Annotated in this window: 8 protein-coding genes; all 8 read left to right on the forward strand. The window is 36.0% G+C overall.

All coding sequences use genetic code 11. The features are described 5' to 3' along the window. The 8 genes from ACFEMA_RS10380 (at position 1) to ACFEMA_RS10415 (ending at position 14,239) form a co-directional block, all read left to right on the forward strand. The gene (locus tag ACFEMA_RS10380; RefSeq protein WP_411768129.1) at positions 1-450 is read left to right on the forward strand and encodes a GNAT family N-acetyltransferase; all 450 of its coding nucleotides are present in this window, start codon (positions 1-3) and stop codon (positions 448-450) included. Between the two features lie 3 nt (positions 451-453). Continuing rightward, entirely contained in the window at positions 454-1,485 is a 1,032-nt protein-coding gene (locus tag ACFEMA_RS10385) for a COX15/CtaA family protein (protein WP_411768130.1), read from the forward strand. Between the two features lie 30 nt (positions 1,486-1,515). After that, complete coding sequence (locus ACFEMA_RS10390; RefSeq protein WP_411768131.1) at positions 1,516-2,037, forward strand: IS1096 element passenger TnpR family protein; 522 nt, start codon at positions 1,516-1,518, stop codon at positions 2,035-2,037. Positions 2,038-2,194: 157 nt separating this feature from the next. Next, positions 2,195-3,094, forward strand: a complete 900-nt coding sequence (locus tag ACFEMA_RS10395) for an ABC transporter ATP-binding protein (RefSeq protein WP_411768132.1) — start codon at positions 2,195-2,197, stop codon at positions 3,092-3,094. A gap of 72 nt (positions 3,095-3,166) precedes the next feature. After that, on the forward strand, positions 3,167-3,994 hold the full coding sequence (locus ACFEMA_RS10400; protein WP_411768133.1) for an ABC transporter permease: 828 nt from the start codon (positions 3,167-3,169) through the stop codon (positions 3,992-3,994). 27 nt (positions 3,995-4,021) lie between these two features. Then, a complete protein-coding gene (locus tag ACFEMA_RS10405; protein ID WP_411768134.1) occupies positions 4,022-7,405 on the forward strand; it encodes a T9SS type B sorting domain-containing protein in 3,384 nt (1,127 codons plus the stop codon). A gap of 38 nt (positions 7,406-7,443) precedes the next feature. After that, a complete protein-coding gene (locus tag ACFEMA_RS10410; RefSeq protein WP_411768135.1) occupies positions 7,444-9,222 on the forward strand; it encodes a gliding motility-associated C-terminal domain-containing protein in 1,779 nt (592 codons plus the stop codon). Positions 9,223-9,412: 190 nt separating this feature from the next. Then, positions 9,413-14,239 carry a choice-of-anchor L domain-containing protein gene (locus ACFEMA_RS10415; RefSeq protein WP_411768136.1) on the forward strand — a complete coding sequence of 1,609 codons (4,827 nt, stop codon included), beginning with the start codon at positions 9,413-9,415 and terminating at the stop codon, positions 14,237-14,239. The last annotated feature ends 84 nt before the right edge of the window (positions 14,240-14,323 follow it).

Raw genomic sequence — 14,323 nt, forward strand, 5'->3', positions numbered from 1 at the left:
ATGTTAAAAATCATCAAAAGCAACTCTAAGAATGAAGATTTTATAGCGCTAGTAAAGGAACTTGACAGCTATTTAAAAATTACAGATGGTGATGAACATGAGTTCTATAATCAATTTAATAGTATTGAATCCTTAAGAAATGTTGTTGTAGCGTATCTCAATGACAAACCTGTTGGCTGTGGAGCATTTAAAATCTTTGATAAAAACAGCGTGGAAATAAAACGCATGTTTACCAAAACCGAAGCTAGAAATAAAGGAATAGCTAGTAAAATTTTAAATTCCTTAGAGGAATGGGCAAAAGAATTAGGGTTTACTCATGCTATTTTAGAAACCGGTATTAGACAAAAAGAGGCCGTTGAATTCTACAAAAAGAACAACTATGAATCCATACCAAAATACGGTCAATACAAGGGAATGGACAATAGTTTATGTTTTAAAAAACACTTATAATTAATGAGAAAAGCGTTTAGAAAAACAACAAAAGTAGCGCTGGTAATGATTTATTTGGTCATTATCGCTGGTGCTGTGGTACGCATGACGGGATCTGGTATGGGTTGCCCAGATTGGCCAAAGTGTTTTGGGTATTATATCCCGCCAACAGAACTATCGGAGCTTCAATTTAAACCCAATCATTTTTATAAAAAGGGAGTTGTTATTATATATAACGAATCCTTAAAAGTAGCACCACAAGATTTTTCCTCTTCAGATACTTTAAACCTTAATAATTGGGATGATTACACAACACACGATTATGCCATTTTTAACCCTTTACATACTTGGGTAGAATATATCAATAGGCTAATGGGAGCATTATCAGGCATCCCAATATTGATTTTTACGATTATATCCATTTGGCTTTGGAAGGATAGAAAACGATTCCTAATACTTTCTATCTTTACCATTTTTGCGATGGCGTTTCAGGCGTGGTTAGGAAAAACAGTAGTTGATTCTAATCTGGCACCATTTAAAATTACCATTCATATGGTGATGGCATTGGTTATTGTTGCCATTATACTTTATCTCATTTTTGCCTCTAAAACAAGTTCTAAAAATCAAAAATTTGATGCTCTGTTTAGAAACGTAATTGGGTTAAGTATTTTACTTACATTGATTCAAATTATTTTGGGCACCCAAGTGAGACAATATGTCGATGAGCAGATTAAAGATGTTGGATATGTAAAAACTTTATGGTTAAAGGACCCAACAGTACAATTCTATATACACCGTACGCTTTCCGTAGCTGTCCTATTAATTAATGGATGGTTGTATTACAGACATAAAACATACAATTTAGGATACAACAAACTAAACTTGGTGATGCTATGCATTCTGGCTGAAATTGTAACTGGTATGGCCATGTATTATTTTGATTTTCCATTTACCACACAACCGTTGCACCTAGTTATTGCAACACTATTAATCGGAATTCAATTTTATATATTCCTCGAAAGTCGAAAGCGAATATTAGCATCAAAATTATCATAAGTTGTATCTTTGCAAGGAAAATTAATGACAATGATTTACAGATTTAGAGTTGTTCTCGATAATGATACTAAGGACGAAGATGTATTCAGGGATTTAGAAATCCGTGAAACAGATACAATGGAAGATCTTCACAATATCATTACGCAATCTTTCGGTTTTGATGGATTAGAGATGGCATCCTTCTATATTAGTGATGAGGAATGGAATCAAGGTGAAGAAATTTCGATGTTCGACATGAGTGAAGCTGAAAACAAAGTTAGGGTGATGAACGCCACAAAAATTAATGATGTGGTACACGAGGCTTCTACAAAGTTAATTTACGTTTACGATTTCTTAAACATGTGGACGTTTTATGTGGAATTGGCTGAGATTGTTGAAGAAGCTCAAGGCTCTGATTATCCAAATCTAATGTATGTTCATGGCCAAGTCCCTGATGCAGCACCACAGAAAGAATTTACTTCAGATACAGATGAGGATGACTATGATGAATTTGAAGATGGTTTAGATCTCGATGACTACGAGAATCTCGATTTTGACGAGAACTGGAACTGATCTTCAAATATTATAATTATCAAGCATTTCTAATTGAAATGCTTTTTTTATTTTATCTTTTCCTGTAACAAAAAACTGAGTTACTCGTCTTACTCGTAACAATCAATCACGCTATACTATTTTCTTATTTTAGTATGGCACAAAATTTATATTCACTTTGGATACTATCCTTACAATCGATAACCTCACTAAAAAGTTTGGTTATCTCACTGCAGTTAAAGACTTAAGTTTTACAATTAATAAAGGTAATGTTTATGGCATTTTAGGCCCCAACGGAAGTGGTAAATCCACTACTCTTGGTGTGGTACTCAATGTTGTTAATAAAACCAGTGGAGACTTTAGATGGTTCGATGGCAACACAACAACACATGATGCTCTAAAGAAAGTAGGCGCCATTATAGAGCGTCCTAATTTCTATCCTTACATGACGGCAGAGCAAAATCTAAAATTAGTCTGTAAAATTAAAGGAGTAGATCATAGTAAAATTCATGAAAAACTAGAAATCGTCGGTCTTTTGGACCGAAAGGATAGTAAATTTAAGACCTACTCTCTAGGGATGAAACAGCGGTTGGCCATTGCCTCCGCCCTACTCAATGACCCGGAAATTTTAATCTTAGATGAACCTACCAATGGTTTAGATCCGCAAGGGATTCACCAAATACGTCAAATTATTAAAGACATTGCTGCTAATGGTACAACGATACTTTTAGCATCGCATTTATTGGATGAAGTTGAAAAGGTATGCTCGCATGTTGTAGTGCTTCGTAAGGGCGAAAAATTATATTCAGGTCGTGTGGATGAAATGATAAGTAGTCATGGCTTTTTTGAATTGAAAGCAGATAAGCATGATGAACTGTTAGCGATTCTTGACTCTGACGCTAACTTCGGAAAGATAAAAGTTGAAGGCCAACTCATCACAGCGTTTTTAAATGAACCAATGTCCGCATCGGAGTTTAATCAACTGATGTTTTCTAAAGGCATTTTACTATCTCATTTAGTAAAACGAAAAGAAAGTTTGGAAGAACAATTCTTGCAGCTAACAGACAAACTCAACTAATCAATCAACACTATAAAGTTTGGCCGCTGAGGCTCTCGAAGCGGACTGAACATAGAAAATAAAAAACCAATCATGTTACGACTTATACAATTAGAATTACAAAAACTTTGGCTTAATAGAACAAGCAAGGTTCTTATTTTTATATCCTTTATACTACCCTTCACAGTTTTAATTTTATCATCCATTAAAATTAATTTCTTTGGTTTTTTTACTTTGGAATTGGGTGAGTTAGGTATTTTCAATTTTCCAATTATTTGGCATATTACGACCTTCTTTGCTTCATACTTTAAATTCTTCTTTGCAATCGTCGTGGTTAGTATGATTGGTAATGAATATAGTAACAAAACCTTAAAACAAAACCTAATTGATGGGTTAAGTAAAAAGGAATTTATTCTTTCAAAATTCTATACCATAGTATTCTTTTCCTTTGCTGCAACGGTACTCATCGGATTAGCAACCTTTTTAATAGGTCTTTATTACTCCAGTTATACAGAAGCTTCTATCATCTTTAGAGAAGTTGATTTTCTATTAGGTTACTTTGTAAAATTAGTTGGCTTTTTTAGTTTGTGTTTATTCTTTGGGATGTTGGTTAAACGCTCAGCCTTTGCACTTGCCTTCTTGGTTATTCTATACATTTTAGAGTGGATAATTTTTGGCGTAGTCACTTGGCAAAAGGATTCGGCAGCAACAGGGTTTCAAGTAAAAAACTTTTTACCATTAGAATCGATGTATAAGCTGATTGACCAACCTTTTCAAAGAATTATTATGACCAAGTTCCCTGACAAGGCGGATTTAGCTTACGATTATGCAGTTCATTTTCATGAAATCGCTATTGTTTTAGGTTGGACGGCACTTTTTATCTTTTTATCCTACCGATTACTAAAAAAACGAGATTTATAATATCTTTGGTAGCTATCGCTATCTGGGATGAAAAAATTTGGGCTTTTAATACTTTTATTGTGTTTCGCAGTTGCCTCTTTTGGTCAGAATGAAGCTTCATTTTGGTATTTTGGGCAACGTGCTGGCTTGCAATTTAACTCTGCAGATGGGTCGGTAACTGCAATTACTAATGGCCAACTAAATACGCTCGAAGGTTGTACATCCATCTCTGACACAAGTGGTAATCTGTTATTTTATTCTGATGGGAGAACGGTTTGGAACCGAAATCATCAGGTGATGCAAAATGGTACTGGTCTAAAAGGGGATGAATCCAGTACCTCTTCTGGTCTTTTTGTTCCGAAACCCCAAGACCCTAATTTCTATTATATTTTCACGGTTGATGAACCTCATCATTTTAATTCTGCCTCTTTCCCAAATCAAACAGATGCAGATGGGATTAATGATGGATTGATGTATTCCCTAATCAATTTAAATGGTGATGGTGGTTTGGGATCTATTGAACCTACTGAAAAAAATGTACCTCTTGTTACATACGACAGTACTAATCCAACGGAAGTAGATTATAAATGTTCAGAAAAGATAACTGCTGTAAAAGCAGATGATTGCTTTTCTTTTTGGGTCATTACCCATTTTGTAGATCGCTTTTATGCATTTAAGGTAGATACAAATGGCGTGACGACAACACCTGTAGTTTCTATAGTGGGACCGACAGTTCCAGCAGAAGGCTATCGCAGAAATGCACTTGGGTATTTAAAAGCGTCACCTGACGGCACTAAATTGGCAGTTGCTCACTTTGGATTTTCAAACATTGTTGCACAAGATGCTCCTGGTGGAGTGTACTTGTTCGATTTTAATAATGATACTGGCGTTGTTTCAAACAGTATAGAATTACTAGGTCCCGATTATAACAGTAGCCCATATGGTATAGAGTTTTCTGCTGAAAATAAAAAAGTATATGCTACAACTGGCCTAGGAATTGGTGGTGGTGGACAAAGTCAAGTCCTGCAATGGGATTTGGAAAGTGCTGATATACCTGCTTCGCTTCAAATAGTACATTCTTCTAACAACATTAGTGCAGGTGCTTTACAATTAGGTTTAGACAAACGTATTTATAGAGCACAAGTGAATTTTCAAGATTTCAATACGACAGGCAAACATCTTGGTATAATAAATAACCCTGAACTGACAGGTAATGCTTCAAATTATGATGAGTTCGGTATTAGAGTAGATGTTAATAATAACAATGCACATTTAAGTAGAATCGGTTTGCCTCCGTTTATTCAATCCTTATTCAACACTCAAATAGATATCATTCAAAATGGCGAAAGCACAACAGAGTTAAAACTTTGTGCTGGTGATAGTTATGTTTTAACTGCTGAAGAAATTGCTGGAGCTGATTATACCTGGACCAAGGACGGCACTCCATTAGTTGAAACTACTTTCGAATTATTTGTTGATACACCAGGCTTCTACGAAGTGTTTATTGAACCCAATAACGGGGATTGCCCCATTGAAGGAAATGCAGTGGTTGGAGTTTTTGAAGTTCCTGTTGCTAATACAACTGACAACCTTAGGGTTTGTGACACAGACAATGATGGTGTCGTTTCTTTTAATTTTACAAACAAGGATTCTGATATCATTGGTAACCAAGACCAAAATCAGTTCTCAGTTACCTATTTTGAAAATCAAATCGATGCTGACAATAATGAAAACCCGATAACCTTTCCTTTTACCAATACAGAGAATCCACAGCAAATTGTTGCTAGGATAAGTAATATTGAAAATGCGAATTGCTTTGACACAACATCGTTTACAGTCGACGTATTTGATACTCCAATCGCTAATCCTATACCAAGTCAAGAATTTTGTGATAATGAAGGTGATACCAGAGATGGCATCTCAACGGTGAATTTAACACAATTTGAAGACGTTATTTACGGTAACCAAGATCAGAATGCATATAGTATCACATTCCATAGTTCGGTTGCAGATGCTAACAACAACCAAAACCCTTTACCTGCGGATTACACAAATTCCAACCCATTTTCAGAAGTCATCTTTTTCAGAATTGAAAACAATTTGAATACGGATTGTTATGACATAGGCAATTTTAATGTATCAATAAACCCTGCACCTATGGTTAACGATGCCTCTATCCTTCAATGTGATGAGGATGACGTTCAAGATGAACGTACAATATTTAATATACGCCAAATAGAAAGTGATATTACTGGTGGAGCTACTGAACGAGAGGTGACCTATTTTTTAAGTCAGACGGATGCCGAAAGTGAAGTGAGTACCATCGACCCTTCAAGTTTTGAAAACACTTCTAACCCGCAACTTATTGTTGCTAAAGTTACAAACACTCTAACAGGTTGTATCGATTATGCTGAAGTCGAGTTACGTGTAAGCGTTACAAATTCTAACGATGCACTATTAGAGGCTTGTGATGATGATGGTACAGAAGATGGCCTTTACGTTTTTACATTAAGTGATGCAAATGCCCAGGTTTTAGATGGATTACCAACAGGATTAAATGTTGTTTATTATGAAACTTATGAAGATGCACTTTTAGAAAATAATTCATTGGCAAATAACTATACCAACACTGTTGATTATAACCATACCGTGTTTGCTCGCGTAGAAAATGAAAATGCGTGTTATGGTATAAGTGAATTGACTTTGGTTGTGAAACGACTCCCAAATATTGAAACTGAATTTGAAACCATTTACTGTTTAAACTTCTTCCCTGAAACATTGACTTTAACTGGCGGAGTCATCGATGATAATCCAAGTAATTACTACTACGATTGGTCCACTGGTGAAAGCACCTCACAAATCGAAGTGGATGCTCCTGGAACCTATACTGTGCGTGTAACTAATGTAGAAGGTTGTTTTAAGGACAGAACCATTACTGTTCTGCCTTCAAACATTGCAACAATTACCAATATCAATGTAGTCGATGCCACAGAAAATAATGTGGTAACCGTAATCGTTACTGGTGAAGGCGATTACGAATTTGCTTTGGATAATCCTGATGGCCCATATCAAGATAGCAACACGTTTGAAAATGTAGCTCCTGGACTGCATACCGTTTATGTACGCGATAAAAATGACTGTGGTATTATAGAAGATTTGGTATCCGTCATTGGTTTTCCTAAGTTCTTTACACCGAATAATGACGGCAGAAATGATTTTTGGCAGGTAAAAGGCATATCCTCACAGTTTCAAGCCAATACCATCATCTATATTTTTGATCGCTACGGAAAGTTATTGAAGGAGCTAAATCCTTTAGGCTCTGGTTGGGACGGGAGATACAATGGCAATATAATGCCCACAAGTGACTATTGGTTCTCTGTAACTTTAGAAGATGGCAGACAGTTCTCTAGTCATTTCACGTTAAAGCGTTAATTCAAAATCACTTAATTTAGGGGAGTAAATTTATTTTTTTGAAACTAAAATTTCTCTTTTATTTTTTCATATTCGGTATATCCTTCGGATTTGCACAAGACATTGCTTTATACAGCCAGTTCAATGGAAGATATGACTATATCGCTATTGGAAATACCATGAACCTACAAGAAAATGGCAACTTTGCCCCTTGTGATATTTTAACCAGCTCTTCTGCTAACTTAAATTTAGACACCGACCAAACTATCGTCGCAGCCTATTTATATTGGGCGGGTTCAGGGTCTGGAGATTTTGACATTGAACTTAATGGCAATCCCGTTACTGCAGAACGCACCTTTAGTGATGCTTTGGACACTGAACGTATTTTCTTTGCTGCTTTCACAGATGTCACTACCCTTGTACTGTCCGAAGGAACTACAAATTATACACTTTCAGAATTAGATATATCGGATATTATTGGTCCCTATTGTCCTACCGGAACTAATTTTGCAGGTTGGGCAATTACCGTTATTTATGAAGATCCTAACTTGCCTTTAAACCAACTTAATGTTTACGATGGCTTACAAAGTGTCCCTGAAAACCTGACCATCAACCTAGACAATCTTAATGTGCTAGATAACGAAGATGCCAAAATTGGATTTGTTGCTTGGGAAGGAGATGTTGCTCTAGCCGTTAATGAACAATTGACTATTAATGGAAATGTAATAAGTAATCCACCTCTTAATCCAGCTAATAACGCATTTAACGGCACCAATAGTTTTACGGAGCAATCGAATCTTTTTAATATGGATATTGATGTGTATAACATTCAGAATAACATCAGTATTGGGGACACTTCAGCTACTATTAATTTAACCTCTGGACAGGATTTTGTAATGATTAATAACGTTATTACCGTATTAAACAGTCAACTTCCTGATGCTACCGTAAATCTAGATAATCTAGAATTGACTTGTGATTCTCGTACTATCACTATTGGTTATACGGTTAGCAATACAAACAGTACGGACGTACTCCCTGCAAATACACCAATTGCTTTTTATGCAGATGGACAATTGGTTGCGCAAGCAGAAACGTTAAATGATATTCCTATTGGTAGTAGTGAAACAGTTTTTATATCAATTACAATTCCTGAAACTGTTGCAGATAACTTTCAATTAACCATTGTTGTGGATGATGACGGTACATCAAACGGAATCGTCACCGAAATTTCAGAAACAAACAATCATACAACCGAGCAAATTGAACTTTTAATTGTTCCTGAGAATATCATACTTCCAACACTTATAGAGTGTAATGAAGGTTTTGAGAAAGCTACTTTTAATTTGTTCGAAAATCTTGATACTATTGAAACTATTGAATTGGATTCATTATCGTTCTATGAAACTATTGATGACCTGGAAGCAGAATCTAACTCGATATTAAATCCTGGTTCATATACCAATCTCAGTAATCCTCAAACCATTTTCATAAGGCGTAATACTGAATTTTGCTATGAGATTTTTGAATTTCAACTCGAAATAGAAAACTGCCCTCCTGAAATTCCTGAAGGCTTTTCCCCAAATAATGACAATAAAAACGATTGGTTCAATATTCGTGGCCTTTATGATATTTTTATTGATCATAAACTACTCATCTATAACCGCTATGGGACTTTGATTTATGAAGGCGATAACGAATCCCCTTGGTTGGGTTTAATAAACAGAGGATTAGATAATAAGGGAAATCGTGTTCCGGTTGGTACGTATTACTATGTATTAAATCTTAATGATCCTGAATTTAAACCAAGCTCTGGTTGGGTTTACGTTAACTATTAAGGTTTTGAATCTTTAAATTGATAGCATAAAATATGTTACTTCATATATCGATAAATTTGACTTAAAATTACATTTTATCGTATTTTTTTGCATTTAATCTAATTTTTATCTATGTTTGACGGTAATCTCAAATTAATGCCCGTTTTTGATAAGATAATTTAGGGATTATACGTGACTTAACCGCAGTAACATGAAATGGTCTAACCATATTCTAAGTGTAATCTTTTGTGCAACAATCTCCTTAAGTTTTGCACAACAAATCTCAGTTGATAATTCTTTAAGCGCTACTGATCTTGTACAAAACACCTTGGTTCAAGGCTGTGTTGAAGTGTCTAATATTTCTTCTCCCGTAAATGGTAATGTTAGTGGCTTAGGAAGTTTTGGTTATTTTCAACGTGGATCTTCTAATTTTCCTTTTGAAAATGGTTTAGTACTTACTACTGGTGATGCACTAGCTGCGGGAAATACACAAAACACTAATGTTTTAAACGATGGTACTTCGGCCTGGGGAACAGATGCAGATCTCGAAACCACTTTAGGCATCAACAATACACTGAATGCTACAACCATTGAGTTCGATTTTATTTCAGCTTCAAATCAAGTACAATTCAATTATATATTAGCTTCTGAAGAGTACTTTGCTAATTTCCCTTGTCAATATTCCGATGGTTTTGCTTTTTTGATTCGTGAAGCTGGGACTTCAAACCCCTTTGTAAATATTGCGTTAGTGCCCGGAACTTCTATTCCTGTAAATACAAATACAGTACATCCAGAAATTACAGATTTCTGTGCGGCTGAAAACGAACAATACTTCGACGGTTACAACCTCGGGGACACCAATTATAATGGTAGAACTACGGTTCTTAGTGCAACAGCGGCCATTACCCCTAATGTTACGTATAGAATAAAACTGGTTATTGCGGATCAAACAGATCAAAATTACGATTCAGCGGTTTTTATAGAAGGTAATAGTTTTAATTCTATTGTTGAGCTTGGCGAAGATGTGGCTACCTGCTTATCTCAAGTGCAATTGGACGCTAATATTAATAACGCACAGGCAGTTTACCGTTGGTATTTAGATGGTGGATTACTTGGGTCTGAAACTCAGCCTACATTAACAGCAACACAATCTGGTTTATATACCGTTGAAATCGATGTACCTTTAAATGGTTCAACATGTACCATAACAGATGATATTAATATTTTGGTCGATGATAACCAAACACCAGACCCGATGGCAGATTACAATCTTTGTAACTTTAGCGGCACAGGTACAGAAACCTTTGACTTATCGACTTTAGATGATGATGTTATTAACTCATTGGCAACAGGAAACTACAATTTCAGTTACCACACTTCATTATCTGACGCACAGAATAATACCAATGCTATTTCTGGTAATTATCAAAATACATCAAACCCACAAACGCTCACTATTAGAATTGAGGATTTAGATTCTGCATGTATCATTTATAACGAGGTCGATCTTGTAGTTAATGACTTTCCTGCGATAAACGATCCTGCAACCTTAGTTGTTTGTGATGATCAAACAGCGGATGGCTTTACAGAAATTAACCTTAACGACGTCAATCATGAAATTACAGGCGGGCAACCAAATCTCGATGTAACTTACCATTACACTCAGGCGGATGCAGATACGGGCTCAAATATTATCCCAATGCCGTATGTGAACAACAATCCAAACGATATAGTATTTGTCAGTGTAGTAAATACCCAAACAGGTTGTATTTCTACAACGACCCTAGATATCGAAGTGTTGAGCAATCCACCTATAAACCAAGCAGATAATCAATATATTGATGCCTGTGATAGCGACCATGATGGCTTTGCAAATTTCGACCTCACCTCTTTAGAAGCAGATATTTTACAGGGAACCACTAATGTTACTATCAGTTATCATTTAACTCCAGAAGATGCATTATCTGGCGCAAACCCAATTGCTGACCCAACTAATTTTGCAAATACCCAAAACGAAGAACAAACGGTTTATATTAGGGTTGAAGACAACACAACTGGCTGTGTATCCTATACACCAATTGAAGTTCATCCAAATCTGTTATTAACAGGTACCAATATCATTGATTTTGCAGAATGTGATGAAGGCAATGACGGAGTTGAAGGCTTTGACTTAGAAGCCATTGCAGAAACGATAATGTTCGACATCCCTGATTTAACGATTGAATTCTATGAAACCGAGGATGATAGAGATAATGGTGTTAACGAGTTAGATCAATCAGTTGAGTACTTTCCACCTAATAATCCTCAGACCATTTATATTGTGATTAGCAGTCCGACCTGCTCTGAGATATCAGATTTTGAATTATCATTAGATGCCATTGAAACATTCCCTGCTATTGGTCCACAAACTGTGTGTGATGAAGACCAGGATAATTTCACAACCATTGACCTTACGCAATTCGACGATACAGTTCTAAATAGTCAAAGTGGTTTTGATGTGTCTTACTTTTTGTCTGAAGCTGATGCAGATGCCAACTTAAACCAGTTGCCAGATTTTTATACCAACACCACAAACCCTTTAACGGTATATACCAGAGTCCGATCGAGTGCAACATTCTGTGCTGATATAAAAAGCTTTGAAATTACTGTGCAACCAGCACCAATAAGCAATTCCCCAAATCCAATTGTTATTTGCGATGATGACGAGGATGGCTTTTTTATTGTAAACCTTGAGGATTCTGAATCCGAAATTTTACCAATCGGTTCCACAGACCAAGTTACATATTACAATTCTGTAGCAGACGCCGAAGCAGCTTCTAATGCCATTACAAATCCATCAGTTTATAATGCACAATCAGAATTGGTAACAGCGCGAGTTACAAACACCTCAACCGGATGTTACGTATTAGAAACCATAGATATTACGATCAACTCCTTACCTGATTTTCCAGACATCACAGATTATCGAATTTGTGAAAATGATTCTGATAATATTGGTGATTTTATTTTAAGCACCAAGGATGATGAAATTTTGAATGGACAAACAGGGAAGGAAGTCCTTTATTTTGAAACACAAGTTGAAGCTGATTTAGGCAATAATCCTATAGATAAATTCAACGCTTATCAAAATACTTCAAATCCACAAACGATTTTTGTTCGAGTTCAGAATGTTTCTGACCCCTTATGCTATGGGACTTCAACGATGGAATTGGTTTTGGGTACAAATCCTCAGTATAATGAGCCTGTAGATATTTTTAGATGCGATGATGCTTCCAACGATACCTTCGAAACCATAGATTTGAATTTGGTTGCAGATGATATCACCCAAGGTATTACTGACGACCTTACCGTAACATTTTATACCACTTTGGAAAATGCAGAAAACGGAACGAATCCTCTTGGCAGCCAATTTACAAACACCGTAAATCCTCAAGAGATTTATGTTCAAATTAGTAATGGGACCATTTGTAATTCTGTGACGTCTTTTGCCCTTACTGTGATTCCTGTTCCTGTGGTAAGTACTATTGAGCCTTTTGAAACCTGTGATGTGGACTATGACGGCATTGTTAACTGGGATTTAACTGAAGCCGAGATCAATATTTCAGATGTAAGACAAGATAATATTGTGGTGGCGTATTACGAAACAGTTGAAGACGCCGAAGCTGAAGTTAACCCAATCACAACTCCAGAAAACTTTGATAATACCACTAATCCACAAACGGTTTACATCAAAGTAACAAATACGCTTTCAAATTGCTTTTTGACATTACCGATTGATTTAAATGTAAATCTTCCACCTGCCTTTAACGATTTTCAGTATTATGTAATTTGTGATAACGACACCAATTATTTCAATCTTGATGAAATCAATTCGGTTATTGTTAATGATGCTAACGATGTAAATATTGTTTACTATCCGTCAAACCAAGATGCTATAGATGAAACTAATGCATTGAGTATGGATTATACATACCAAACGAATAACGATCTTATTCACGCACGTCTCACTCAAGTGTCGACAGGCTGCTTTTACATTTATCCTTTTAATCTCAGGGTAAATCCACTACCTATTGCGAACACTCCTCCGAATATGGAATTGTGTGATGATGATTTTGATAGTGTAGCACTATTCAATTTAGAAGATCAAAATCCAGCGATATTGGGCACGCAAAATGCTTCTGATTATACAATAACTTATCACAATTCATTTGACGATGCTGACTTAGGCACAAGTGCTTTAACGAGTCCTCATGCTTCAAGTGATGGCGCGATTATTTATGCACGACTTGAAAACAATACAACTAATTGTCATTCAGTAACACAGTTTGAAACTATTGTGCACCCGCTACCATTGACCGATATACCACAGCAAACGATTTGCCCAGAGAATTTCCCATTAGTCGTTTCTGCTGAAACTGGCTTTAGTGGAGATACGTATTTATGGTCTACAAATGAAACAAGTCCTGAAATAGAAATTACTGCCATCGGCACCTATAGTGTTACTGTGACTACAGAATTTGGCTGTTCGGTAACCAGTACTTTTGATGTCATTGAATCCGAACCTGCAGATATTGATGTGGTCGAAGTGATTGATTTTTCAGACCCAAACAATATTACAATTACTGTTACTGGTATTGGAGATTACCTTTACCAATTGGATGATTTTGAACCTCAGGATTCACCACTTTTTGAAAATGTAGGCTTAGGCTACCATACCATAACCATCATAGATGTTAATGGTTGTGCTTCTGTCACTAGAGAGGTTTTAGTTGTAGATGCACCAAAATTCTTTACACCGAACAATGACGGTGCCTTTGATACTTGGCATATTACTGGTGTAGAAACGCTTCCAGGAACTATTGTCTATATTTTTGACAGGTACGGAAAATTGATAAAACAACTCCCTCATTTTTCCCAAGGTTGGGATGGCACATATAATGGTAACAAAATGCCAGCTACGGACTATTGGTTTACTGCTGATGTTCAGCGTGGTGGAATTGCATTTACCGTCAAAGGTCATTTTGCGTTGAAAAGATAAATAGAGGTTTAACGCCTTAAAGGTTTTATTAATCCAACTTTCTAACCACACAAAATCCTTATCTTTGCAGTCGATTTTGACTAC

This window comes from Winogradskyella sp. A3E31, assembly GCF_046720935.1.
Lineage (GTDB): Bacteria > Bacteroidota > Bacteroidia > Flavobacteriales > Flavobacteriaceae > Winogradskyella.

What these genes read in the sequence shown, in the direction of transcription:
- ACFEMA_RS10385 (WP_411768130.1), top strand. Translation starts at nt 454, where the DNA reads ATGAGAAAAGCGTTTAGAAAAACAACAAAAGTAGCGCTGGTAATGATT.
- ACFEMA_RS10380 (WP_411768129.1), top strand. Translation starts at nt 1, where the DNA reads ATGTTAAAAATCATCAAAAGCAACTCTAAGAATGAAGATTTTATAGCG.
- ACFEMA_RS10405 (WP_411768134.1), top strand. Translation starts at nt 4,022, where the DNA reads ATGAAAAAATTTGGGCTTTTAATACTTTTATTGTGTTTCGCAGTTGCC.
- ACFEMA_RS10400 (WP_411768133.1), top strand. Translation starts at nt 3,167, where the DNA reads ATGTTACGACTTATACAATTAGAATTACAAAAACTTTGGCTTAATAGA.
- ACFEMA_RS10390 (WP_411768131.1), top strand. Translation starts at nt 1,516, where the DNA reads ATGATTTACAGATTTAGAGTTGTTCTCGATAATGATACTAAGGACGAA.
- ACFEMA_RS10415 (WP_411768136.1), top strand. Translation starts at nt 9,413, where the DNA reads ATGAAATGGTCTAACCATATTCTAAGTGTAATCTTTTGTGCAACAATC.